Raw genomic sequence first — 25,475 nt, 5'->3', positions numbered from 1 at the left:
CGATCGACGCGCTGTTCGCACGTTGGAGACGCTACGGATGGCGTGGAATCTCCGGGGGTTGTCAAGGCGATGACCGACTGCGCGACGATCCGAGGTCGACCGAGGTGTTCGACGCGAGTTCGTCACGGAGTGCTGTGATCTGGATGGTGAGTTCGGCGATCTGCTTCTCGGTTGCAGCTTGGTTGACGTCGTCCTGTTCGGCCACTTTCTGCACAAGCCAGGACGCCAAAGTCGCTGTCACCACTCCCAACAGGGCGATGCCGGCGATCATCAGCGCAACCGCGATGCACCGACCTGTTGCAGTGCTGGGGCTGTAATCCCCATATCCGACAGTTGTCACCGTCGCAACGGACCACCAGAGGGCGTCTGGAAACGTTTTTATGTTCCCGGTCGGTGCGGCTCGCTCGACGTCGAGCATCGCCAGTGAGGCCACGAAGACCAGCAGGACTGTTCCGGTGACTGCGTAGGTAACGACGCGCCCTCGCAACGCACCTCCGATCGAACGTTGCAGAAAGCTCACCAAGGTGAGCAGTCGAAGCAATCGGAGTGGTCGCAGTACCGGAAGGACGACAATCGCTAGTTCATGCAGGTGCAGCGCGAACCATCGAGTTCGCTGATCGGCGAGCGTGAGCCGTACGAGATAGTCGACGCCGAACAAAACCCAAATCACCAGTACGGCGTTTTCTGCGACTCGTTGGCCGAAACCAGCCGGCTGGGTCAGCACCGTCCAGGCGTAGATCGCAAGGAATGTCAAAGCTGCACCTGCCAGAGGCCATTCAGTTGACCGTTCCCATCGCTCGTAGTCCATGGGGTGGCACTGTACCGATCAGCTGAGTCGAACGAAGATCCGCTTCGCTCCCGTTTCGGCATCCATGATGTCCAACAAGCAAAGACGCATCCAGAATGAGCATGGGACCGTTGTTCACATAATTTTTCGAAGTGGATTCGGTGCGTTGGGTGCGTTGGATACTCTGACAGGTCGAGATTATTTTCTTCCGATAGGAGCGTGCTTCGAGTGACTTCACCATTCCTGACCAAGGGCCAGAATGTTGCCCTACCGGACGGAGTGACCGAATTGGATGTGATCGTCTCTTGGGTCGATCCGGACCGAGATCTCGATGCGTCTGCTTTGCTGGTGGATTCGAACTCTCGTGTCCGATCGGACGCAGACTTCGTCTTCTACAATCAACCAGAGTCCGCTGAAGCAGCTGTGAGATATCTCGGCAGCAGCAGCACCGACGAGGGTAAGCAGGAGAGAATCTCGATTCATCTGGCGACACTTCCTTTGGATGTGGCAAAGGTCGTCATCGCAGGCAGTGCCGATGACCACGTGTTGGGTGATTTCGGGAAGCTGTCCCTGCAGGTACGCGATCAGTCGGGTTCAGTTATAGGTGAATTCTTCACGGCCGACGCCACATCCGAGCGTGCGTTCGTCTTCGGTGAGGTGTACCGGCGAGATGGCTCGTGGAAGCTGCGCGCAGTCGGGCAAGGATGGGAGTCGGGTCTTGCCGGTCTGGCAAAGGATTTCGGCGTCGACGTCGATGACAGCGATATCGAGTCGGTAGTCGACGACGTCGTGATCGAGGTCCCCGACTCGCACACTCAGAGCGCTGCATCCACGGGCGAGGTCGTCGAGATATCCGTTATCGATGTCGAACGCCCGAAACGTGGTGTGCGAACCAAGAAGCCGGCGCCCAAGAGGGTAGCAGTACCTCAGTTCACCCTCGCGGGAGGGGAGAGTTGGCATACTGCTCGATTGTTCTCGGTCGCCGGTGTCGGGTCCGGTGAGGAGCAAGAGAAGAGAGCAACATCTGCCCTTATCGCGACGATGCAGGCTGTGCGTCCGTTCGCACGAGTGATCTGCTCTCGCGCTGGGGCACCGGCTGGACCATTCGAGGGCTACCTGGAAGTGCCCTTCGTCAAAGGCGAGGGAAAGGTAATCCCAGATGGGGTATTCCGGGTCTCGCGGGCCGGGCACATCTGGACCGCCTTGCTCGAAGTCAAGACCGGCGCAGGCAAGTTGTACAAGGAACAGGTGGAAAACTACCTCGACGTCGCCAGGCGTCACAAGTACGAGGTAGTGCTGACACTGTCGAACGACATACCAGCTTCGGTGGGTGAGCTCCCGGTCGAAGTGAACAAGACCAAACTCAGCAAGGTGTCGTTGCGTCATATTTCGTGGTCCGAGGTGATCCATGAAGCTCGAATGTTGTTGTCGCACGGTGACCTCACTGATTCCTTGCAGGTGTGGATTCTGAGTGAGTTCGTCAGGTATCTGACTCACCCGAAATCAGGTGCGACGGAATTCGTGGACATGGGTCGTCACTGGGTAGCCGTGCGTGATTCGGTTACCGATGGCACGCTCCGCAGTAGTGATGTCAAGGCGCTTGCGGTCGCGAATACTTGGGCATCCTTGTCGAGGCATCTCGCGTTGCGGATGACCGCTGACCTCGGGGTACTAGTGAAGCACCATCTCCCCAGAAAGCTCAATGGCGACCCGCAGGCTCGGAACGAATATCTGGTCGATCAACTTGCGACTTCTGGATACCTGTCTGCCACGTTGCGAATCCCGGACGCTGCCGGCGATCTCACGGTCCAAGCAGATCTGCGTACGAACAAGATTCAGTGCAGCACGACTCTCGACGCACCGACGGAGGGGACGGCGCTTCGGCGGACGTCGTGGTTGCTCAAGCAACTCAAGAACGCCCCGGCAGACATTCTCGTCGAAGCGGTGTTCGCCGATGTCGGCGAAACTTCGTGTGAGAACTTGGCGACTGTGCGAGCCGACGCAAAGTCGTTGACATCCGGGCGGGTCAGCGAGCTGCAGCGTTTTACACTTACGTCACCGTTGAAGATGGGCAGCAAGCGCTCTGGATCCGCAGCGAGTTTCATCGGCAGCGTCACCGATGGGGTCGATGGCTTCTACCGCGATGTGGTGCAACCACTCAAGCAGTGGGTACCGTCTGCGCCCGAGTCGTCTCCGGCCGAAGCGTCCGGTGTATAGCTCCATACCGATATCGAGTAGCTTACGACCCGGTTGTCCGCGGATCCGGTGCCCATTTCAGCGGGCACCGGATCCGCGGGCGGTTGTGACCGCTCCTCAGCCAGTGGCGTACATCGAGTCACCGGCGGAACGGGTCGATTCGAGTACCGATACCAGCGTGCGACTCGACTGGGCCGGTCGAGTCACATGAAGTACTCGGCGCGGCTGACGTAGGTTTCGGACACGAAAAGCACTCCTGGTGAGGCGTCGAGAAATGGTCTGAGACCGGCGAGGAGCGCTTCGACCTTGGCTTCTGGAACTACAGTGATCAGTAACTCCAGTGCTGCCTGCTGATTGAAGAGCAATCGGCCCTGGCGATAGCCATGATGGCCGAGGCCGGAAACCCCGGACACGGCGGTGAAGCCGGTGACGTCGGCACTGCGAAAGAGTTCGCGTACTGCAGGTGCGTCGTCTCCGGTGACGACGATTTCGATCTTGGTCATTTTTGTCAGGCCTGTGTATGTCATCTGGTTGTCTCCTGCTCGTGGGGGATAGGTGTTGTCGAATGTTCGTCCCAGCGTCGCCACCCCGTGCGGGTGTGGCGTTGCCAGGGTTGTCGAGTGTGTTCGCGTGCGGCCAGTGCTATCCACTCGTTGTCGACGAGATCCTGGAGCATGGGGTTTCGAGCGATGATCGTGGTGATGTTTGCCAGGGGTGCCTCGACTATGGCCATCAGTCGCATAGGTTCATGAACGAGCAGGCCTTCGTGGGTGAGGGATTGTTGCGGCAGTCCGAGTTGCAGATCTCCGCCATGTCCGGCAAGTACTCCAACACCGGCAATGACATTGTGGATGGTCTTCGTACCGGCGCCGAATGCGCGGGGCGCGACAGTTGAAAAATAGTATTGGGAGTTGATCCACTGCGCTACGACAAGGGGAGCGGTGAGGATCGTCTCGAGGGCTGTGCCGTCGGGATCGGTTGCAGCATCGTAGGAGTGGAGGAATGCGCGACGGTGGAGGTCGATACCCCTGGTGCTCGTGCGTGGCCCGATGATGAAGGCGGCATTGGATGCGAGGCCCCATTCGGGGTAGACCTGTGCCCAGTCGGCGGCTCTGGTTCGGACGTGGCGGGCCGCTTCGGTTGGCGACGGAGTCTTCGGTGCGCCGGGCAGGGCCGTGCACCGCTCGACGGCTAGTGCACTACTGACGATGTCGAGGTCCGCGGTCAGCCGTGCAAGGTCGTCCCTGTGACTGTTGGGCACCAAGTGGGTGTCGAGAACCACGACGCGGTCGGTGGTGGTGTTGTGCTGTGCTGCAATGAAATAGGTGTCATCACCGATGTCGATTCCGTAGTTGTGCAATTCGTTTCGGACGGCATGCGAGTTGAGAATGGCTGCAGCAGTGCGGGCTGTCGGAGCACCGGGTTGTCCTCCGCAGGCGCCGCAGTCGAGTGCCGCTTGGTAGGGGTTGTTCTCGGTCTGGCTGCCGTGTGCGCACATCACGACGAGACGCGCAAACCCTGTCGTGAAGCCCATTGTGGCCAACGCTGCGTGCGCGATACCTACTTGCTGATCCAACGCGATCGTATCGTCGACACTGATCACAGTGGATGCCCTTGGTGCAATGAGGTGGCGCACTCGCCGCCTGACCGCGGCGCTGGCAGTGGGTGCCAGCGTCTTGGTCGCGGCCCAGGGACCCGCCACCCATCCGGCTATTTCTGCGAGGGTGAACGGTGCGACTGCAGAGTCTTTCGCACTATGGAACGATGCGTCGGCGGCCGTGAGCGTCGAGAGCCCCGCGACACGGCGGGCGGCCGCGGGAAGCGCGTGCGTCGCGGGATGTTCGCCGACATCGTGGTTCGGAGAAATCAGCACCGGGCAGAGGTCTCTACTGGCTCCACCAGCGAGATCGGTGAAACGGATTGCGGCGGCGAAGAATCCCGCGAAACCGAGAGTTCGATACCCATCGAGTTCTTCGAGGTGGCGACGCAGGCCTTCGGATCGGGTGTCGATGCAGCACACCATCTGGACGTGTACAGGATCGGACGCAGGAGCTTCGGGAGTGTTCTGCAAGTCGTCGAGGAGCGCGTCGCGGTAATGCGCTTCGTAGGCGTCTTGCCATATGGCGGTACGCGCGGTGAGCGGCAGGACAGTGAGAATTCGACCTGCGGCAGCTAACTGAGCGTCCGTAACGTTGGCGATGCCCCAGGCCTGCACGAGAGTTTCCGACCGTTGCCGGGCTGACGGAGTCTCCGATTCCGTGGCGATCGTCGAGTCGTGTGTGACCCCCTGTCCGCTACCGCCAAGCAGTATTGCCTCGTAGGACAGTCTCATAGCTAGATAGTCGACTACGTCGATTCCAACTCCGCGCTCCGAGCACCACCGCACGTGGGCAGCCCACCCAGGCAGACGAGTCAAGTGTGCTTGCATATAAAGGGCCCGAGAATCGTCATCGACACCAAGCATGTCCAGTGCTGACAGCGCAGCGTCGTCGGCTCGGAAAGGCAGCTTGCGCAACGTAGCCCTGACGTGGCGGGGCAGAGTGTGGTCGCGGTGTGCGAGCTCATGCCAGGCTGCGAAGAATCCATTCTCACGTCCCGGCATCGGCCAACCAGCTGTGGTCGAACCCAGGAAGGCCGAGCACCATTTTGCCGTTTGAGTGTCGACGGTGTCAGCGACGGCGGGCTTATGCATCTCACTGCGAGTCCGGTTACTGCGCAATGGATCTGGGGATGGAATACCGTAAAGTAGGTCGTCCCTCAGGAGCTGTCCCGGTGTCGGGAACTCAGGGCCGAGTTGCACCCGGGGGCCGTCCATCACGCCGGGAAAGCGTCGTTGCAAGACCCCCTCGATGTCGGCATCGGTGATTCGACCGTCCCGATACAGCACCCGAAATGTCTGCTCGGGCAGGGTTGCCTGCGCACCGTAGAGATCACCGGCGCGGTGAGTGGCTTGTTCGAACGGCATCTTCGCGAGGCCTGCCAAGGGATTGACTGCGATGAAGGTTTCGACGGGGTAGTGCGTCGGCAGTACCCGGGCAGCCAAGGCCACCTCCGCACGCAACTTGGCTCGACGGATTCGGCTCGATGAGTGATCGACTGCTGCGGTCATCGGTGTGCTCCTGTCATAGGTGAAGTCGAGGCTGGTTTTGCGCGATTCGACAGCGGGTCAGGCATGCTGACGTGCCCTGCACTGAGCGCTCGCACGTAGAGCGTGCGATGCAGAAACTTCCAAGGTCCTGCGGCATCCGCATACCGCACCACCGTGACGCCAACGAGGACGCCGGCGATCGCTGTGAGGAGCCAACTAGCCGCAACAGGGGGCGCGTAATCGGGCAAGTCCGTGGTCATCCATCCGGCGACGGCACCGACGAGCCATACATAGCCCGCCGACGCCACTGCGAGCGTCGACACTGCTGTCAAAGCGCGGCCGACGTCGAATCCTCGTTCGAGCCACCCCATGGTGGCCGCGGTTGCAGTGGCCCACGCAAAGATCAACAGTGCGTACCCGGACTGGTGTTCGCCCGCGGGGAGAGGGAACAGCAGCACTGCGATACCCAACGTCATGGCCGTTACCGCTATCGAAGCGAGTGCAACTATCGCGTGCCGAGTCCGAGTGCTCCGCATCTTGGGCGGTGCGAAGGCAATTCGACGGTGGTGATCGACAGCCGACCCGGAGGAGAGGAACAAAGTCGCTTTGTACAGACCGTGGGCCACCAGATGGAATACCGCCGCAGCGTAGAGACCAAGACCACAGGTCAAGGTCATGAAACCCATCTGCGCCATGGTCGAATGGGTCAGGGCACCCTTGATGTCGGGTTTGGTCAGCATCAGTAGCGTTCCGTAGACCATGGTGACTGCACCCGCGAGCACCACCAGCCCCATTGCGACGGCAGAGTCGTTGACCAGGGATCCCAATCGGATCAGTAGTATTCCGCCGGCATTGACCACCCCTGCGTGCAGCAACGCAGACACAGGTGTCGGCGCAGTCAGTGTGGTGGGTAGCCAGCGATGAAACGGAATCTGTGCGGACCGCGACAGTGCCGCCAGGGCGAAGAGGCAGGCGATCGCTCCTGCGCTCAGGGTCGAAGCGTCGAAGTCCATTCCGTTCGTCGTCGCCAGTTCGAGGTTGCCCGCGTGGACGGTCACCAATACGACCGCCAGCCAGAGTGCGAGGTCCCCGATCAAAAAAGTGAGTGTCGTTCGTCTTATCCCGTCTCGTGCCGCGCTCAGGTGGGAGTAGGTAGCGAGCAGGAGACATAAGGCGATCCCTGCCATCGTCCAGAACACTGCGAGGCCTATCAGAGTCGCGGAGACCATCAAGCCGATCGAAGCGGTGGTGAGCAGACCTGCCGAGGCCGAGAACCACCGTGCACGAGAATCACCCGCCAGATAACGAACAGCAAAGCTCTGCGCGACGGCGCTCACTCCGAATACCAACAGCATCAAGAGCACGCCCAGCCGATTTGCCGCCACCCCGGCAAGAACGTTCCCGTCGTCACCTCTGATCAACATCGACACATCGCGGTGCGCGATGACGGCTATGCCCAATCCTCCCGTGGCGAGGAAACACCCGGACGCGACCCAGCCTCCCAGTTGTCGGGTTACGCAGGGGTAACGAGTATCCAGGGCTAACGCTGCCGCAGAGGCGAGTAGAGGCAGCACCACCACGCCGACCAGCACAGCAGCGAACACATTCTCTATTCTCATAGGTAGATAGATACATGTATTACAATTCAGGTGTCAAATCACCTGCATTGAGGTTGATGTTTTAGCTCGATTGATCAACGAGGATGGGAAGCTGAGGTGCGTTTCCGGTGACAGAGTTCCTGTGAGCCGCGGACCCGTCTAGGCTTGGGATATGGCGGAATGGACGTTTTTCACCAACCACGCCCACGCGCTGTTCTGTATCGCCCGCGACCCGGACATCCGAGTACGCGATGTGGCCCAGAACGTCGGCATCACCGAGCGCGCAGCCCAGGGCATAGTGAGTGATTTGGTGGATGCCGGCTACCTTGACCGGATCCGGGACGGTAGGCGCAACTCCTACCGTGTCCGTGATGATCGTCCGATGCGACATCCCGTCGAACGCGGACACAACATCGGAGAGATATTGAACGTGCTCCTCAGCCCTTCGGGAACCGATGTGCCTGCCCCATCAGAGTCCCCGTCTTCATGACACGCAGCGGGGTGCCACCGCGAGGTCAGCGCGCGTAGTACTCCCGCATCGGTTCTTCCGCCAGCACTTCGCCGCCGGAGACGATGGTCAGCGAGGATCGGTCGAGTCGATACTGGGTTCCGTCGGCGGGGTTGATGGCGAGGAATCCGCCGGCGGAGGGCCGAGGGTCGTCGAGTTCGATCCCGGCAGCGTCGGTGATTCGAACGCCTTTGTAGTAGTAGCGTCCGACACCGGTTTCGCACACCACGATTTTGGAATCGGTGGTGCGTCCGATGGCGACGGCGAGGTTGTCGGCGTTGCAACGGGGGCCGGAAGAACCGAGGAAGCCTTGGCTGTCCGCGCCGGAGACAGGAATCGACCGAGCGCGGGTGGGTACAACCGGAGTGGGCGTCAGGGCAAGCGTTGTCGGCGTCTCTGCCTCCACGTTCGGTGCGCTTTGGGAAGGCGGAGCAACAGCCGAAGGTAGTGCAGCCGTTGTGGATTCGGTGTCCGGCGCGAATGTCAGCCATGCAACAGCCCCGCCGAGTCCGAGTACCAGGACGACGAGAAGGGTGATCGCAACTGGAAGGAACGTCGAGCGGTGCGGGACTGCATTCGGTGGAGGTGGCGGGGGAGGAGATGCTGCTGTCGCCCAGGCCTGGGGTCGGGGATGGACAGTATCGCTAATTTTGGTTTGTCGATACTCTCCGACGTTGTCGACCGTCGTACCTTCCGGTGTGCGATCGACGATCGCAGTGGCCTCGGCACGGTCTGGCAGAGTAAGGGCAAGATGGGCGGCCCGCGCGAAATCGCCTGTACTGGCGAATCGTTCACCAGGATCCTTGGCCAGTCCGCGGACGATGACCGCATCGAGTGCGCGGGGAAGCCCCGGCCGCGTGAGGCTGGCTTCGGGTGGCGCGGTCATGAGATGCGCTTTGATCAGTTGACTGACGCTTCTCGAGGGATAGGGCGCTGTTCCGGTGAGGCATTCGTACAGCACGCAGGCCAGCGAATACGTGTCGGCGCGATCGGTGACCACACCGGCGTCGAATCGTTCGGGTGCCATATACGAGTACGATCCGATAGCGGAGCCCTGGGTGGTGAGCTGTACGTCCGAACTCGACCGGGCAATGCCGAAGTCCACCAGATATGCGAAGTCGTCCCGCGTGAGGAGGATATTCTCCGGTTTGATGTCGCGGTGAATCAGATTATCGGCATGCGCGGCGTCCAACGCTGAGGCGATCTGAGCAACGATCGCGACGGCGCGGCTCGGCGACATCGGACCCTGAACCCTGAGCGTGGTTCGAAGATCATCACCTGCGACCAATCGCATATCGATGAAGAGGACCCCGTCGATCTCGCCCCAGTCGTGAATGGGAATGATGTGTGGCTCTCGAAGACGCGCGGCAGCTCGCGATTCGCGACGGAATCGTTCCTGGTACGTCGGATCGTGCGCAAGGTCGGGTGAAAGCAGTTTGAGCGCGACAGTGCGGTCCTTGACCGTGTCGTACGCCTCGTACACCTCACCCATACCGCCCTTGCCGAGCAGAGATCTGAGCTCGTATGGGCCGAACCGGCTTCCCTCGCGGGAGACTGTCGGGATCTGATTCATCGAACCTGCTTCGTGTGTGCCGAGAAGAATACAAAACGATGATCCAGTCAGGTTTCGCTGAATACTGTAACTTCGTTACGTCGTGCTGCCTCGATCGTGCCCGACTCCATCGGGTCCGAAGGAGCGAACACCATGTCGGACATTTTGTTGATATCGGGTAGCTTGCGCGCAAAGTCGAGCAATTCGGCGTTGCTTCGCACCGCCGCCACTTTGACTCCTGACGGTTTCCGCGGCGTGACATACGACGGGATGGGCGAGCTGCCGCACTTCAATCCCGATGCCGATCACGATCCTCTCCCGCAAGCGGTGCTCGATCTACGGCAACAGATCGACACCGCAGCGGCCTTGCTGATCTGCACTCCCGAGTATGCGGGGGCACTGCCAGGTTCGTTCAAGAACCTGCTGGACTGGACTGTGGGTGGCGTCGAGATCGGCGACAAGCCCACGGCGTGGATCAACGTCTCTGCCAACGCAACGAACGCGGCCAACGCCCATGCGTCGCTGCGCCTCGTGCTCGACTACACCGATGCGGCGATCGTCGACGAGGCATGTGCGCACTTCCCGGTGACTCCGGCAATGATCGACGAGAACGGCTTCATTACCGATGGTGTGGTTCGTGAGGGGATTCTTACTTCGCTTGTGGCACTGTCTAATCGGGCGCAGGCTGTACGCTGACAGAGGCTCAGCATCCCAACCGTCAGCCGACAAGGTCGCGTCGGAGATAGGCGGGGAACGCGCAGGCGCACAACACGATCGCGGCAGCAAGAAGAATTGTCAAATCAGTGTAGTTGGCCCCGTTGATCAGCGGGTTGCTACCTGCGAAGTAGTACCAGGGACTGACCTTCGTGAAGCCGACGAGTGAGTCCGACAACGGTAGGAAAGCGTCGATCGCGAATGCCAGTACGGCAAGTGCGGCCGGGATGGTCGAGGCGAGCCGGCCGTCGCCGGTAAGTGCGGCGATCAGTACCGCGACCGCGCCGAATACCATCGCCAACAGTGCGCTGTGGGCGCACGTGCCGAACACGCCGGATGCGTCGATTCCGAGTCCGCCGATCACATTCCCGATTAGTAAGCCGGCTGCGACGCCGAGTGTCGCAAGCAGTACGTGCACGATCATGGCGGCGGTCTTAGCGGCAAGAAAAGCGCTGCGGCTCAATGGAAGCGACATAAGTACACCTACGGTTTTTGTCTGCTCCTCCCCACAAATCGCCTTGGATGCGGAGAGAATCGCAACCGCGATCAATCCTCCAGGCACGACAAGCGAAACCATTTCGGCATTCATCCACCCCGCCGGAGTCGTCATGTCCGCACCGGTGAGTACCTTGCCGATCGCGTCCGTGAAATCAGCGGGCAGGCCTACCAGTGCGTCCTGCAGCGGTGGCCATAGCGCCCCCGTCAGAGCACCCATCGCGACCATCGCCGTAGCCACGATACCCACCAAGGTCAACCGGTCGTGCAGAGCCAGCGCGGTCACCGCTCGGATCTGGCGGAGACCGCTGGAGCGTGCCGATCCGACGGCAGCGTGGTCTGAGATCGTTGTCATCGCGTTCATCCCTTCAGATCACGGCGGTCGAATGCAACGGCAGCGATTGTCAACGCGGCGAGGGTGAGTACGGCGAGGACGATGACGTGCGGCAGGTCGACGCCATGACTCAGAGGCTCGCTGGAAACGTAGTAGTACCACGGGCTGATCCGAGCCCACGCATCCAGATGTGCGATCGGAAGCATCGAGTTCGACACCCACGCCGCCACCGCGAGACCGCCTCCGACGCCGGCGGCTACACCGGGATCGCCGGCCACTGCGCCCGCGGCCAGCGTGATCGCCCCGAACAGCAATGCGAGCAGAAACAGATGCAGACACGCCGCCGCAATGTGACGGGGAGTGAGCTCGTCGACGCCGAACAGTATTGCCGACAGAACCGTAGCGGCGCCGAACACGACCGTTACCGCAGCGAGCGCCGCGCCCACTCCCAGAGCTTTCTGTGCCAGGATCGACCGTCTGGCGACCGGCTGGGCTGAGAGCAACGCCATCGTCCCGACTTTCTCCTCCCCGGCGGTTGCCGCCGCCGCGGTGATCGCCGCGTACGCGATCAGGGCCAGCGGGGCGATCAGGTTGAACAGCTCTCCGATCGCATAGCCACCCGGTCCGGCCGGGATGAACGCAGTGACTGCCTTGGGCATCGCGTCCGTCAGATCGGTCATCACGTTCTCGAGCCCGGAGCTGATTCCGGTCACGAAGAATGCGAAGAGTGCCAGCACGACGCCCAGTGCGGCGACGGGCATCCGGCGGTCGGTCAGTTCGCGAGTGAAGATGTCAGCGGACATCTGATGGATCCTTCTTCGCACCGTCTTCTGAGTCTCCGTCTTCGGAACTGCCGCGGTAGTAGGCCAGGAAAATCTCCTCGAGGTCGGCATCACGGGTATGTAGATCGACCAGCTCGTGCGCCATCGCCGCCGCCAATATGCCGTTGATCGGGCCGTCGAACGCCACGGTGGCGTGGGTGCCATCTACGGTGACCTCACGGACGGTGTCCACTTGCGCGAACAGTCCCGGCGACACTGGCTCTGCGAACTCGATGTCGAGACGACGGATCGCTTTCGCTTGCAGGTCTGCAATACGCTCGACAGCGACAAGCCGGCCTTCCCGGATGATGCCGACCCGTCCGGCGACGCGTTCGACCTCGGACAGGGTGTGCGAGGACAGGAACACGGTGCGTCCCTCCTCGCGTACCTCGTGCAGCATCGTGTTGAACTCGCGCTGCACCAGGGGGTCCAGACCCGCGGTTGGCTCGTCGAGGATCAGTAGATCCGGTTTGTGCATGAACGCCTGAATCAACCCGATTTTCTGCCGATTGCCGGTGGAGTAGTCACCGACCTTCTTCGACAGGTCTGCTTGCAGCCGCTCCGCGAGCTGATCGACATACTTCTGGTCGACCCCGCCGCGAAGTCGGGCGAAGTACCGCAGCGTTTCCGCCCCGGTCAGTTTGGGGTACAGGGCCAGGTCCCCAGGCACGTACCCGATCGCGGACCGGATTTTCAACGAGTCCTTGTGCGAGTCCATCCCGAGGATCCGTGCGCGGCCCGAGGTGGGCCGGATCTGGTCCAGGAGTGTGCGGATCGTGGTCGACTTGCCAGCACCGTTGGGGCCGAGGAAGCCGAAGACCTCACCGCGGTCGACCTCCAGGTCGAGATCGCGCACCGCAGTGAAGGCACCGAACTGCTTCGTAAGTCGATCGGTCTTTATCGCAGGCTGCTCAGGCATCCTCGGCATCGTGTCCCTCGCAGTAGCGGTGGGTGATCGTTGTTGCGGCCGTTCCGTCGGATAGTCAGTGTACGAAGAATCCGGTACCGGATTCTTCGATTCCGATCACACTCGTACTCGACGCGGCGCGGGTGTTTCCGCCTCGATCCGCGACGCATGTAGCCTGAAACTACTCACCATGTAGTAGTTCGGTGCTGATGCGGGAGGACTCCGTGCTCGAAGACTCATTACCCTTGAGTTCGACTCAAGCTGATATTTGGTATGCCCAACAGCTCATGCCGGATATTCCGTTCACCATCGCCTACTACGTGGATATCACCGGAAATGTCGACGTGGATGCGCTACTCGACAGTGGATCGAGAGCGCACCTCGAATTCTCGTCGTCGAGCATGCGCATCATCGACATCGAGGGACGGCCTGCTCAGATATTCACGACACAGATCCATGACGTCGCGGAGATTGTCGACCTCCGCGCTCACGAGAGCGCACTGAGCTCGGCGCTCCAATGGATGGACAATGATTGTCGATCCCCACTATCGATGGATGGACCACTTGTCCGGTTGCGACTCTTCCGTCTCGCCGATGACCATGTGCTCTGGTACACCCGTGCCCACCACATCGCGCTCGACGGGTTCGCATCGATGAAAGTACTCGAGCGGGCCGCCGCGATCTACTCGGCCTCCCGGGCGGGGAAGGAACCGGAACCTCTCCACCTGTCTTCCCCGGCCGCCCTGGTCGAGGAGGACGAACGATATCGAATATCTTCCCGATTCGAGCGTGATGGACGGTTTTGGGAAACCGCGAATGCTGATGCACCCGAATCGATTCCGGTCACTCTGCGTCGGGCGATGCAGCCTGAACCGATATCCATCACGGTCGGGGCGGACACCGACGCGCACCGGACGTCTTCGGCCGTTTCGTGGTCGGTCGGCGATCGCGCCACATCGAGTGTGGTGATCGCTGCGTTCGCCGCTTTCCTGGCGCGCATGACCGGTTTCGATGACGTCCACCTGTCGTTGCCGGTGTCGGCGAGGCCGACCGCATTGCTACGCCGTGCTGGATCCTCGGTGTCGAATGTGGTCCCTCTGCGATTGTCCGGGGTCGGATCGGCCACGGTCGACAGCGTCGTCAAATCGACCGAAGTAGCGTTGAGCGGAGTGTTGCGCCATCAGCGCAGCAGGCCCACCGCATCCGTGAGCGGATCTCCACTTCGCGTCGGCCAATTCGGCCCCACCATCAACGTGATGATGTTCACCAACAACATCGCGGTCGGTGATTTGGACGGACAGATCCACATCGTGACGACGGGTCCGGTCGCTGATCTCGCGGTCAACATCTACCCGAGTAGGACGGCCACGCAACCGCGCATCGATTTCGAGGCGAACCCGGGTGTGTACACACCCGGTGATCTATCCCGATATCACCGCCGCTTCTTGCACTTTCTCGACGGCTTCACCGAACCTGGCTGCGGAGACACCGCTGTGACGGATCTCGAGCTCTTCCTTCCCGACGAAACACGAACCTCGCCCGCGTCCGTCGGCGCCGTTGCCGAGGGCTCGACTTCGCTGATCGAAGTATTCGACGAGGCGGTCCGTCGCTACGGTGATCGGATTGCTGTCCGCGACAGCGGTGTCGTCACGTATGCCGAATTGTCCATTCAGGTCGATCGCCTTGCCCGCGCATTGATCGACCACCGGGTCGGCCCCGAGGACATGGTTGTGGTGCGCGCGTCTCGATCGATCGCCGCAGTGGCGGCGTTCTGGGCAGTAGCGCGAGTGGGTGCGGTGTACGTCCCCATCGACCCGAACTACCCGCGGCAACGAGCGGATTTCATCCTCGGTGACTGCGCAGCAAAGGTCGGCCTGAGTACATTCGAGCACCTCGAATCCGAACTGGGGGAGGTGCAGTGGATCGACATCGACAATCCTCCCGAACCGACACAATCCGCCGCTGCTGTCGTATCGGCCGAGTACAGGGCACATAGCGCCGCATACGTCATCTACACCTCTGGCTCGACCGGCAAGCCGAAGGGAGTGATCGTCACTCATGACGGGATCGGGGCACTCACACAACACATTCGAGCCAGTTACCACCTCGACTCCTCCTCGCGCGTCTGTCATCTCGCCTCACCGGGGTTCGATACCGCAGTCGTCGAACTGCTGGCCGCCGCGATCTCCGGCGTCACGGTCGTGATCGCGCCACCCGGTGTGTACGGCGGACTCGAACTCGCTGAACTACTTTCCCGCGAATCGATCACCCATCTGTTGATCACACCTTCGGCTCTGGCCACTCTCGATCCATCGGAGTCGAACGGCATCGAGACCATCATCATCGGTGGTGAGGCGGCCCACCGGGACATCGTCGATTGCTGGTCTCAGAACCGGCGGTTGCTCAACGCATACGGGCCGACCGAAACAACATGCAGTGTCACCATGACCGACCCGCTACACGCAGGTGAGGCGATCGGGATCGGCGCGGCCATGACGGGGGCGGAGATCTATCTCCTCGACCGCACCCTGCACCCGGTGCCCGCCGGTGCCACCGGTGAGATCTTCATCGAGACACGTGGTCTGGCCCGTGGATACCTGCGCCGCAGTGCCGACACTGCTACCCGCTTCATCGCAAACCCGTTCGGTGGCGATGGTTCACGACTCTTCCGTAGTGGCGACCTGGCACGACTCCTGGAGGATGGAAACCTCGAATTTCTCGGCAGATCCGACGATCAGATCAAGATCCGGGGCAATCGCGTCGAACTCGGAGAAATCGATGCCGCTCTGCGCGCGCATCCACAGGTCATCGCAGCGTCCTCGACCGTGCGTCACGGTCTCGATGGTGGGCTGCGCATCGACGGATATATCGTGCCCGTCGAGCAGGCCGTCGATACACAGCAGATTCGACTGGATATTGCGCAGCGGTTGCCCGCACACATGGTGCCTTCGACAATGTCGATTCTCGACGCGCTCCCACTGACGGTCAACGGGAAGCTCGACCGCGCAGCACTGCCCGTGCCGATGCCGCAGATTCAGCCGAAGACACGCAGTGTCGAGCCATCGGGTGCCACCGAAGTTGCGATCGAGGCGGCGTATGCGCGCATTCTCGGTGCGGACCACGTCGACGTCGAGACGTCCTTCTTCGACCTGGGGGGCGATTCGCTGGCAGCCACCAGAGTTCTCGCTCTCGTCCGCGCCGACACCACCGTGGAGATCGGCGTCCGGGACTTCACCGACGCACCCTCGGTCCGTGCTCTGTCCGCGCTGGTGGACGCCCGGGCCACCGACCTTGATCCGGTGCACCGGTCTCGTCCTGAGCGTGGTCTCTCGGATAGTGCGGTCGTCATCCCGCTCGCTCCGGCGCAGCGCCACATCGATCGCAGCGCACGCCTTCCGTTGTACAACTTGCCGTTCACCATCGACATCACGGGCTCGTTCGACGCGGACGCAGCGGAAGCAGCGCTCGCAGATCTGACGGTCCGACATCGAAGCCTGCGGACCGTGTATCCGGATTCGGATTGGGGCCCAAGGCAAGTCATCGAACAGGCTGTCCATCTCGACGGACCAGCGCTCGGTGCGACTGCATTCGATGCTGACGCGGTGAATACCGTACTTGCGGAGCCTTTCGATGTTCGGTCCGAGCGCCCCATCCGGGTGCAGCTGTTCTCGCTCGCTTTCGATCATCATCTGCTCGCGTGCGTTGTGCACCATATTGCCGCAGATGGTTGGTCACTGGGCATGTTGGCGTCGGACTTCGTTCGCGCATATAGCGCCCGGGCCGCTGGCAAGACTGTTGATTGGACAGAGCTGACGCTGGAGTACTCGGACTTCAGCGTATGGGCCGCAGCTCGATCCATCGCCGCCGATATCGCATTCTGGCGCAAGGAGTTGCATGGAGCACCAGTCGATATCGGTTTACCCCTGGATAGGCCGAGGCCGGACCTGTGGGATTTCTCCGGTGCTCGAGTTTCGTTGGAATTCGACTCCGCGGTCGTGGACGGACTGGATGAGGTCGCCCACCGTGCCCGGACAGGGCGATTCACCGTGCTGCGTTCAGCACTGCTGATCCTTCTGGCGCGGCTCAGTGCGACCACCGATATCGTCATCGGCACTCCGGTAGCGGCTCGAGACGATCCGAAGTTGGAACAGCTCGTAGGCATGTTCACCAACACGGTTGCGATCCGCTCGAACATCTCGTCTGCGCGAACGTTCGACGATGTTCTTGCCCTGGCGCGCACCAGCGAACTGAGAGCACTCGACCACGCAGTCGCCCCCTTCGTCGACGTCGCAGATGATCTCGTCGAGAATCCCGTCGATTCTGTGCATCCGCTCTTTCAGGTCGTCTTGTCCCTCGATATCTTCACCACCTCGAAGTTCGACGTCGAGGACGCCCATTTCGAGGTAACTCCACGTCCACTGGATATCGCCAAATGCGATATGCACGTCCATATCATCGAACGCCGGGACGCAGCGGGACTTGTCGTCGCGGTCGGGGTGGAGATCGTCTATCCGACGGCCTTGTTCGACGTGGCAACAGTCGAAGAGTTCGGGCGGGCATACGAGAAGATCGTGCGCGACATCATCGCCGATTCGACTGCGAAGTGGAACCGTGTACTCGACTGAGAAGCAATGCAATTCGTGTAAAACGTGGTGCATTTGCGCCTGCAACCGGAAGTAGGAAAACCAGTGTCCACGATCAACGGCCTACCAGCCCACATTCTGCTGATTCACTTCATCGTGGTCCTCGCGCCTCTGACTGCACTTCTCGCCGTCGCGGCCAGTGTGTGGGCGGGGGTGCGTAGAAGATTCGTCTGGCTCATTGCGGCCCTGTCGGTATTGATTCTGGTGCTGACACCGCTCACCACGGATGCCGGTGAGTGGTTGGAAAAGCGCGTTCCCAAGTCCGCAGCAGTAGAGACACATGCTGGGCTCGGCGATACCATGCTCTACTTTGCAATCGGTGCTGTGGTGGTTGCGGCATTGCTGGTACTCCAACAATTACGTGAACGCCGCGAGAAGCCACCGGTGCGGTGGCTATCGGTTGCCGTCGCGATTGTGGCTGTTGTCGTCGGGGTGGCGACGATCGTCCAGGTGTATCGCATCGGAGATTCCGGTGCGCGTGCGGCGTGGGATGACGCCTTCACTTCTGCCCCCGCGATAGATGGCCCCAGCGAGTGACGGGAAGTCAGCGCGAGTACGAAGTACTCATCGGTGGAGCTGAATGCCAGAGTTATTGGAAAACAGACGAAGGTGCTTCCCCGGCCTCCGGCACGATGACGTCCTGCGCCACGTCGAACAGCGCTATCGAGATCGACGCGCATGCGGCTATCACCACAAGGCCTGCGACGAGGACTGCGTAACGCTGGCGCTCTGGCGGGGGCTCGGTCAAAGCGCGCACTCGACGGACGACATCGCCACCTGTACTTGCAAGTTTCCGAGATTGCGTATCCCTCTCGAGATGAGTGCGGAGCAAAGCCGTTCGCGCGAGCGCAGACACAGTCACATTCCGGCCGAAGGTTGCAGAGTACTCATCTGCTTGACGTTCCGCGGCGTGTCTTACCCGAACTACCAACGGGCGCAGTACCGGATCGAACTGGGACGCGATCTCGCACATCTGAATCCATAGAGCATGGCGAAATCGCAGATGTGCACGTTCGTGTTCGATGACCGCACGCAATTCGGCATCGGACAGAGCCTCGGCGAGGCCCGTGGTCACCACAACAGCACCGCCACCGGATGGCACGGCAAAAGCGTCGGGCTCAGCGGAATCGACGAGAACTGTTCCCCCTGGCGTGCGGGCTTCGGCTCCGAAACGTGACGCCATGGAGGAGCTGACGGCAACCCGTCGAAGATGGCGTGACACCTCGATGAACCGCCAGAGAACCCACCCGAGAAGTGCAACACCCAACGCAATCAGGAAGGGCTTGGTCGAAGAAACCAGGACTGCAGCAATTGCCACCATCGAGGCGGCAATCGAGAATGCGGTGACGACGGCGAGCATCGGAAACAGCACTACCGCAGTCGACGGAGTGAACCGGCGATCGATATGTTCGATGTTCAGGCGAATCGCCAGTGACACCACCCAGGGGAGCGCGGCAACGAACACGAGTAGCGTCACTGCCCGCGCTCATCCAGATCGCCTGCAGCAGGTGAGAGCAGACTGCGCAGCGTTGCCTCGTCCTCGGGGTCCAACGATGCGACGAAACTTGCCAGCACATCCGCACGCTTGTCCCGCTCGCCGAGTTCGGTTCTCATTCGCATCGCGGCACGAAGCGCGGGAATCTCGCTTACCGGTGCTTTGAGGGTGTAGACGAACGAGCGGCCTCGTCGGTCCCGCTCGACCAGACCTTTGCCATGGAGCCGAACCAGCGCAGTCATCACGGTGGTGTGGGCGAGTTCGGCGTCCAGATGCGCGCGAGCCTCCGATACGGACAGCTCTCGATGCTCACCGAGCAACTGCACGATGGACTCTTCCAGCTGACCGGACGCTCTACGCACAGGATTCACCTCACTCACTGATATGCCCCAAGGATAGGGCACTATCGCGTCACCCGACTGACGTGCCGGGTCGGTGTGGATTCGTCCGTAGTCGCGGTGTCGAGTCGGTGCAACGCGTAGCCCCCGAGGGTGACCATGCCGGCGGCGATGAGAGCGCCGGCGCAGACGTCGGTGAGCCAGTGGACCCCGAGATACATGCGTGTGCAGGCGACAACGACGGTGAGGGCCAATGCGATACCGAGCAGCAGGACGCGTACCACCGCTGGGCGTCGCGCGCTGACGATCAGCGCGATCATCAACAGCAGCGCTCCGCTGCCGGTGACGTGCCCTGACGGGAATGAATGATCGGTTTCGAGCATCAGCTGCATCGACAGCGGTGGGCGCTCACGGCCGACGATCAATTTCAGTGCAGTGCACAGAATCGATGCTGCGGCGACCGTCGCAAGCAATACCACCGCTGGGCCGTAGCGCTTCGTTCGCCAGATCAGCACTACCGCGACGAGGATGCCCAATGCTGCTGTTTCGGGCGGGCCACCTGCGGTGGTGATGGCTATTGCCAGGTGATCGAGGGTGGAACTTCGGTGATCGACGAACCATTGGGCGACGGGTGCATCTGCGCCGGTCAGAGCGCCGTTGCTGTGTACTGCGACGGCCAGGACCAGCACAGCGAAGGCACAGCCCAGCGCGGAGAAGAGCGCCGCGCGGACTCCATTCTCGCGTGTCATGAGCACTATCCCGAGTACGACGAGACCGAGGCCGATCGCGAGGCCGACGGCTTCGACGTCGGTGGAGGCGGCTTCGGTGAATACTTCGGTGACCGTGGAATGCACGGCGGACATCGATGAGGAGAGGAGCACGGTCATCAGTGTGCAGAGGTGATCCTGAAGAACCGCTGAAAGCGAATCCCCGGTCACCTGTTGGTTCTGGTGTACTTCTTGGGACGTACAGAGATGGAGTTGTCGATGCGGGTACTGGTGGTCGAGGACGAAGTGCGTCTTGCGGAGATGGTGCGACGCGGTCTGGTAGCCGAGGGTTTCGCTGTCGAGGTCGAGCACGACGGTGACGACGGGTTCCACACCGCGGTCTCCGGCGAATTCGACGCACTCGTGCTCGACATCATGTTGCCGGGCAAGCATGGCTACGACATCGTGCGGGATCTGCGGGCGCAGGGTGTGTGGACGCCGATCCTGATGCTCTCGGCCAAGGACGGTGAATACGATTTGGCCGATGCGTTCGATCTCGGTGCGGATGACTATCTGATCAAACCATTTTCGTTCGTGGTGTTGGTGGCCAGGTTGCGGGCTCTGGTGCGGCGAGGTGCTCCGGAGCGTCCTGCAGTGTTGACCGTCGGCGATTTGGAATTGGATCCGGCGCGGCACCGCGTCATGCGGGCGGGATCGGAACTATCGCTCACCCCACGGGAGTACAGCGTGCTCGAGTTCCTGATGCGGCGCAGTGGGGTTGTGGTCACCAAGTCCGAGATCGTCCGGTCGGTGTGGGATGCGCACTACGACGGGGACGAGAACATCGTCGAGGTCTATATCGGCTACCTCCGTAAGAAGGTGGATCAGCCGTTCGGCCGCAAGAGTATCGAGACAATACGGGGAGTCGGATACCGACTCGCAACAGGCACCAGCGACTGAGAGATGCGCTCCGCGGATCAGCGCACCCTCGACGTGATCGACACAGTCTGCGCATCTGCTTGAATCGTTGCGGAGGCGTTGGCGGAGGCGTTGGCGGAGGCCCAGCGCTGGTTCGGTGTCTGCGATGCCAACGTGAGATAGAAGAAGTCGCGTTGGTCCGGTGCCAGGTAGCGGTCGGGCTTGTGCTGGACTGAGGGGAGCACTGCCGTCGGTGTCAGCGTTCCGGCGTGATCGACTGCCCAGGAATTGAATTCGGTCAGTCCGCCATGGATGTCGAGTTCCATCCCGGTCACGGCTCCGGCGTCGAGGAGAGCCTGCGCGAGCGTGGGAAGGTCGACTTTCGAAGCCGCGACATAGACGAGATCACCCCCGGCTGTGGTGCCCAGAGCCGAACGTTCGGTGTACTGCAGTTGATTCTTCGCACTACCCCAACGGCTGTCGCCGTTGGAGTGCAGACCGTCCGCAACCGCTCCGCGATCGACGATCAACGCCAGATTCTGTCGCACGGCCACGATGTGCGGGTTCACCGCAGCACCGCTCGTCCAGTCGATGACACGCAGGTGTCCTGCGTCGTCGATCACGGCGGAGGCCTGTCCGTTCTGCAATCCGTGCAGCGCGGTTCCGTTCGAGAAGTAGCCACCGGCAACATCTTTCATTTTCCATCCGGAATTGAACGCTGCCACCAGGTTGGGTATCTGTGCGCTGGGTATCGCGGCGGCAGCGTTGCTGTCGATGAGTGGCTGGGACTTTCCTTCGACGAGATGAGCGATCGTCCCCGAACCCGAGACGATGGCAACTCCGGCCACAGCACTGCGATGAGCCGGATCCGGCTGAAACACTGAGGTATAGACGAGTGGTACTCCGTCGGCTCCAGCGCGTCCAGGTATCCAGGTCGGAGCAGGTGCGCCGGCAACAGCCGGCAGAACCGGCAGTGTCCCGATCGAGGTGACACTGCCGCCCGATTGTGCTCTCGCCGAGTCGTGTCGGGTCAGATCGGGTTGGGTGTCCGGGGGTGGGCTCGCGTAGCGCCAGTTCTCGTAGAGGTTCAGGGCCGGGGTGCCGCCGTGGTCACGGATCCACGACGAGGTCTTGTCGTTCCACGTCGCGTAGCCCGGTGCCATCAGCGCCCGTACATACGACACCGACGCAAGCGAGAGTACGACCAACGCAGCGACCGAGAGCATCTTCCAGATCTTTACCTCACGTCGCGCGATTCCCGAAGGTGCAGCGTCATCCGGTGGTGTCGGCAGGGTCGGTGCGAGCATGAGCATCTCCTGACAGGAAAGTGATCCGGTACTCCCGATCATGCATGGGAGGAGCTGAAGGGAAACTGAAAGATCCTGGTATACAGCAGGATCGTGCGGTGGGAGCGAATTGGGTAGCGCCCGAAGGCGGTAAGCCTTCGGGCGCTACGGGTCGGGTCGAACTGGGAGTTACTGTCCCGGTGCGTCCGCGACGTCGCCGGGCTCGGGCAGGTCCACCGAGCCCGGTGCATCCGGGGTATCTCCGGCCTCGGGTGTGTCGGCTGCGACTGGTGCGTCCGGGGTGTCTGCGGCCTCGGGAACATCGACTGCGCCTGGCGCATCGGGAGTGTCCCCTGCTTCCGGTGTGTCGACGACGCTGCTGCTGCCCGGTGTTGCTGCGTGATCGAGGGTGTGAGCGGCGGCGATGCCGCCGCCGATGGATCCGCTTGCCAGCGCTACGGCAGCGACGGCAACAATCTTGTTCTTGATGTCCACGAGGTTCCTTCGGTCGTCGGTGTGCACATATCGTTCGTGCGGTACAGGACCGAATATCGCAGTCGGCTCCTGAAGGATCCCTGTGGAGAGCTGAAAGGGTCCGTGGCTTTCGTGAGCGTGCGGTGATCGACCCGATCCTTCTGGTATGTCGCGTTCGACAATGCCGGCCAGTCGGAGCCGAACCAGCGCCGGAATGCCTCACGTACCGAGAATTCGACGATGCGCGCGAGAGTCACCAGGGTTTCAGTGACGTGAGGATGCTCGCAACACCTCTCACGCGGACGCCGACCCATCTTCAGTGTGGATCTACGCCCTCGCTGCGTCTTCAGCGTCGGAATTGTCCGCGGCGGTGTCGAGGACGTCGGCTTTGGTGATGCTCAGGTATGCAACGGAACCAACGATGGCAATCACGAACACGGTGGTGACGATGGTTGATCCGAGTCCGAGCCCGCCGGCAGTCTTGTCCTGGGTCAGGTAGTCACCGATGGACGCGCCGAGTGGGCGGGTGACGATGTATGCGATCCAGAATGCGAGGACGGCGTTGAGGTGTAGGCCGTAATGCGCGGCGGTGACCAGGGCGATGATGGCGGCAAAGATGAGCGCCGACGTCAGATATCCCAGTTCGATCTGCTCCGCAACCAGATCGCCCGCAGCGGTACCGAGTGCGAAAGTGAACAGGATTGCGAGCCAGTAGAACCCTTCTCGGCGGCGGGTTCGGATGCTGTGTATCGAGAGTGTTCCCTCGGAGATATACCAGGTTGCGAAGGTCAGGATCAGTCCGGCGGTGAAGAACCCGGTGCTTGTTGCAAGGGGCACGCCGAATTTGTCGGTGAGATTATCGGTGATCAATGTGCCCGCGACGCTGATCAGGATAACCACCAACCAGTACGCCCACGGCACGTAGCGCCGAAGGGTGAACTGGTAGAGCAGCGCAGCGACCAACATGATGCCGACGACGACAGTGGTCCCGGCAAGACCGAAGCCGAGATCCATGTTGAGAGCGTCGGCGGCCGTCTCTCCAACCGTGGTTCCCAGGATCTTGATGATCCAGAAGTAGAGCGTCACCTCGGGGACTTTGCTCGCCAACGTGCGTGTGGTGGTCATGGAATGGGACTGTGGCAGAGCGGTCCTGAAGGGATGCTGAAGATGGTCATTGTCTTCGGCGCTGCAGGTAGGAGACTGGTGGCGTGATGTCCTACATCGATGTACTGCGGCCACGACGTTGGACCGTGCGGGTGCGCTCGGCGGTTGCCTCGACCCTGGTTGTCGCCGTGTGCCTGATCGTGGCGGGCGGCGCGTTGTTGGGTGTTCTCTACAACTCCCTCGAATCCTCCAGCCGTACTGCCGCAGCGGCGCGAGCTGTGCAGGTGTCCGAGCAGCTCGAGTCCGATTCGCCGTCGCAGATCGACGATTCGCTGTTGGCTACCGACGGTCAGATCGGGATCGTGCAGATCGTCGACGCGTCCGGAGTAGTACTCGCCTCCTCTAGTGGAGATGGAGACACACCGTTGTCCACAGTCGACGTTGAACCTTCGACCACGCAGGATCTCGGCCGTGTCGAACGCGACGAGAGTGGCGATTTCTGGGTGACGGGCCGCGGTGCGACGACGCGAGAGGGGCCGGTGACGGTGGTGGTGGGTGCCGATCGTGAACCGGTCGAAGACGTCGTCACCACGGTCGCAGTTCTACTGGCCATCGTCGGCCCCATTGTGATCGCGCTCGTCGCGTTGGCGACGTACCGACTCGTCGGTGCGGCGTTGAGCCCCGTCGAACGGATCCGGACTCGCGTGGCATCGATCTCCAATGGTCAACTTGGGGAGCATATCCCGGTTCCAGAAGCACACGACGAGATCGCCCGACTTGCGGTGACCATGAACGAGATGTTGGAGCGGCTCCACGCTGGGCAGCGTGCGCAGCAGCGATTCGTCAGTGATGCCTCCCACGAACTCCGAAGCCCACTCGCCACCATTACTGCTGCTCTCGAACTCGCTGCAGCACGACCGGAGCTGATCGACGAAACATTGATAGACGAGTCGCTACTTCCCGAAGCGCGCCGGATGCGGGGATTGATCGAAGATCTTCTGCTGCTTGCTCGTTCGGACGAAAAGCAGACTGCTATCAGCGCAGTCGACGTCGACCTCGACGATCTTCTGTACGAGGAAGGTAAGCGGGTCGAATCGATGGCGGACGTGACTATTCGGACGTCGATCGTTCCTGTTCGTGTGACAGGGGATCAGCAGGCGCTGGCGCGGATGGTGCGCAATCTCGTCGACAACGCGATCCGGCATGCGCACAGCCGAGTGGAATTGTCCTGCGCAGAGTCGGGCGGGTCCGCTCTGATCACCGTAGATGACGATGGTCCGGGTATTGCTGAGTCGGAGCGAGAGCGAGTGTTCGACCGATTCGTGCGACTCGACGCGTCCCGAACGCGAGATGAAGGCGGTGCGGGACTGGGTTTGGCCATTGTTGCCGGCACGGTTGCCGCACATGCTGGTTCGGTGACTGTTCTCCAATCGCCACTGGGCGGCGCTCGTTTCGAGATCAGATTACGCATGGGGTCGGACTGTGAACTCGCGAGCGATAGGACCTGATC

At 61.4% G+C, this 25,475-nt stretch carries 21 protein-coding genes; 7 read left to right on the top strand and 14 right to left on the bottom strand.

Translation table 11 applies throughout. The features are described 5' to 3' along the window. Positions 1-61: 61 nt before the first annotated feature. Complete coding sequence (locus tag ABIB36_RS19975) at positions 62-808, bottom strand: potassium channel family protein (protein ID WP_084345288.1); 747 nt, start codon at positions 806-808, stop codon at positions 62-64. A 207-nt stretch (positions 809-1,015) separates the two neighbouring features. Between ABIB36_RS19975 and ABIB36_RS19970 the strand changes: the two genes are divergently transcribed. Next, positions 1,016-3,004, top strand: coding sequence for a TerD family protein (locus tag ABIB36_RS19970; protein ID WP_354562643.1), 1,989 nt, complete (start codon positions 1,016-1,018; stop codon positions 3,002-3,004). A gap of 182 nt (positions 3,005-3,186) precedes the next feature. Here the strand turns inward: ABIB36_RS19970 and ABIB36_RS19965 are convergent, their stop codons facing one another. The 3 genes from ABIB36_RS19965 to ABIB36_RS19955 are packed head-to-tail and all read right to left on the bottom strand — an operon-like array spanning position 3,187 to position 7,690. Further along, positions 3,187-3,510 (bottom strand): P-II family nitrogen regulator, encoded by a 324-nt coding sequence (locus ABIB36_RS19965; protein ID WP_084345290.1) that lies wholly within the window; start codon positions 3,508-3,510, stop codon positions 3,187-3,189. Next, complete coding sequence (locus tag ABIB36_RS19960) at positions 3,507-6,092, bottom strand: DUF2309 domain-containing protein (RefSeq protein WP_084345291.1); 2,586 nt, start codon at positions 6,090-6,092, stop codon at positions 3,507-3,509. Before ABIB36_RS19960 ends, ABIB36_RS19965 begins: the two co-directional genes overlap by 4 nt. Then, the gene (locus ABIB36_RS19955; RefSeq protein WP_354562646.1) at positions 6,089-7,690 is read right to left on the bottom strand and encodes a proton-conducting transporter transmembrane domain-containing protein; all 1,602 of its coding nucleotides are present in this window, start codon (positions 7,688-7,690) and stop codon (positions 6,089-6,091) included. The genes ABIB36_RS19960 and ABIB36_RS19955 overlap by 4 nt, the downstream gene beginning before the upstream one ends. A gap of 151 nt (positions 7,691-7,841) precedes the next feature. Between ABIB36_RS19955 and ABIB36_RS19950 the strand changes: the two genes are divergently transcribed. After that, entirely contained in the window at positions 7,842-8,159 is a 318-nt protein-coding gene (locus tag ABIB36_RS19950; protein ID WP_084345293.1) for a winged helix-turn-helix domain-containing protein, read from the top strand. 25 nt (positions 8,160-8,184) lie between these two features. Here the strand turns inward: ABIB36_RS19950 and ABIB36_RS19945 are convergent, their stop codons facing one another. Continuing rightward, entirely contained in the window at positions 8,185-9,750 is a 1,566-nt protein-coding gene (locus tag ABIB36_RS19945; RefSeq protein ID WP_354562649.1) for a serine/threonine-protein kinase, read from the bottom strand. Between the two features lie 132 nt (positions 9,751-9,882). On the opposite strand from ABIB36_RS19945, the gene ABIB36_RS19940 reads away from it, so the two are divergent. Next, a complete protein-coding gene (locus tag ABIB36_RS19940; RefSeq protein ID WP_084345385.1) occupies positions 9,883-10,425 on the top strand; it encodes an NADPH-dependent FMN reductase in 543 nt (180 codons plus the stop codon). Between the two features lie 22 nt (positions 10,426-10,447). Here the strand turns inward: ABIB36_RS19940 and ABIB36_RS19935 are convergent, their stop codons facing one another. From ABIB36_RS19935 to ABIB36_RS19925, 3 genes are read right to left on the bottom strand one after another with little or no spacing between them, the layout of a single operon-like run. Continuing rightward, positions 10,448-11,293, bottom strand: coding sequence for an ABC transporter permease subunit (locus tag ABIB36_RS19935; protein ID WP_354562651.1), 846 nt, complete (start codon positions 11,291-11,293; stop codon positions 10,448-10,450). 5 nt (positions 11,294-11,298) lie between these two features. Continuing rightward, positions 11,299-12,075: an ABC transporter permease subunit gene (locus ABIB36_RS19930; RefSeq protein WP_179142163.1), complete on the bottom strand. Its 777-nt coding sequence runs from the start codon at positions 12,073-12,075 to the stop codon at positions 11,299-11,301. Further along, positions 12,065-13,012 carry an ABC transporter ATP-binding protein gene (locus ABIB36_RS19925; protein WP_354562654.1) on the bottom strand — a complete coding sequence of 316 codons (948 nt, stop codon included), beginning with the start codon at positions 13,010-13,012 and terminating at the stop codon, positions 12,065-12,067. Before ABIB36_RS19925 ends, ABIB36_RS19930 begins: the two co-directional genes overlap by 11 nt. A gap of 197 nt (positions 13,013-13,209) precedes the next feature. Here ABIB36_RS19925 and ABIB36_RS19920 point away from each other — a divergent pair, with 197 nt between their 5' ends. Together ABIB36_RS19920 and ABIB36_RS19915 are read left to right on the top strand one after the other, a co-directional pair. Continuing rightward, the gene (locus ABIB36_RS19920) at positions 13,210-17,625 is read left to right on the top strand and encodes a non-ribosomal peptide synthetase (protein ID WP_354562656.1); all 4,416 of its coding nucleotides are present in this window, start codon (positions 13,210-13,212) and stop codon (positions 17,623-17,625) included. Between the two features lie 63 nt (positions 17,626-17,688). After that, positions 17,689-18,180, top strand: a complete 492-nt coding sequence (locus tag ABIB36_RS19915; protein WP_354562658.1) for a DUF2231 domain-containing protein — start codon at positions 17,689-17,691, stop codon at positions 18,178-18,180. Between the two features lie 52 nt (positions 18,181-18,232). On the opposite strand, the gene ABIB36_RS19910 is transcribed toward ABIB36_RS19915, so the two are convergent. Genes ABIB36_RS19910 through ABIB36_RS19900 form a run of 3 tightly spaced genes read right to left on the bottom strand, consistent with a single transcriptional unit; the run spans position 18,233 to position 20,357 of the window. After that, complete coding sequence (locus tag ABIB36_RS19910) at positions 18,233-19,120, bottom strand: M56 family metallopeptidase (protein WP_354562660.1); 888 nt, start codon at positions 19,118-19,120, stop codon at positions 18,233-18,235. Continuing rightward, positions 19,117-19,500: a BlaI/MecI/CopY family transcriptional regulator gene (locus tag ABIB36_RS19905; protein WP_354562662.1), complete on the bottom strand. Its 384-nt coding sequence runs from the start codon at positions 19,498-19,500 to the stop codon at positions 19,117-19,119. The genes ABIB36_RS19910 and ABIB36_RS19905 overlap by 4 nt, the downstream gene beginning before the upstream one ends. A 41-nt stretch (positions 19,501-19,541) precedes the next feature. Beyond that, a complete protein-coding gene (locus tag ABIB36_RS19900) occupies positions 19,542-20,357 on the bottom strand; it encodes a phosphatase PAP2 family protein (protein ID WP_354562664.1) in 816 nt (271 codons plus the stop codon). 105 nt (positions 20,358-20,462) lie between these two features. Here ABIB36_RS19900 and ABIB36_RS19895 point away from each other — a divergent pair, with 105 nt between their 5' ends. Beyond that, positions 20,463-21,143 (top strand): response regulator transcription factor, encoded by a 681-nt coding sequence (locus ABIB36_RS19895; protein ID WP_088943897.1) that lies wholly within the window; start codon positions 20,463-20,465, stop codon positions 21,141-21,143. A 17-nt stretch (positions 21,144-21,160) separates the two neighbouring features. Here the strand turns inward: ABIB36_RS19895 and ABIB36_RS19890 are convergent, their stop codons facing one another. The 3 genes from ABIB36_RS19890 to ABIB36_RS19880 form a co-directional block, all read right to left on the bottom strand. Further along, on the bottom strand, positions 21,161-22,408 hold the full coding sequence (locus ABIB36_RS19890) for a phosphodiester glycosidase family protein (protein ID WP_354562666.1): 1,248 nt from the start codon (positions 22,406-22,408) through the stop codon (positions 21,161-21,163). 168 nt (positions 22,409-22,576) lie between these two features. Then, the gene (locus ABIB36_RS19885) at positions 22,577-22,882 is read right to left on the bottom strand and encodes a hypothetical protein (RefSeq protein ID WP_354562668.1); all 306 of its coding nucleotides are present in this window, start codon (positions 22,880-22,882) and stop codon (positions 22,577-22,579) included. Between the two features lie 306 nt (positions 22,883-23,188). After that, complete coding sequence (locus ABIB36_RS19880; protein WP_354562670.1) at positions 23,189-23,986, bottom strand: COG4705 family protein; 798 nt, start codon at positions 23,984-23,986, stop codon at positions 23,189-23,191. Between the two features lie 86 nt (positions 23,987-24,072). On the opposite strand from ABIB36_RS19880, the gene ABIB36_RS19875 reads away from it, so the two are divergent. Then, positions 24,073-25,473 carry a sensor histidine kinase gene (locus ABIB36_RS19875; RefSeq protein WP_354562826.1) on the top strand — a complete coding sequence of 467 codons (1,401 nt, stop codon included), beginning with the start codon at positions 24,073-24,075 and terminating at the stop codon, positions 25,471-25,473. Positions 25,474-25,475: the final 2 nt, after the last annotated feature.

The organism is Rhodococcus sp. UYP9 (assembly GCF_040547235.1).
GTDB lineage: Bacteria > Actinomycetota > Actinomycetes > Mycobacteriales > Mycobacteriaceae > Rhodococcoides.
This window is presented reverse-complemented; position numbering and strand designations above follow the sequence as displayed.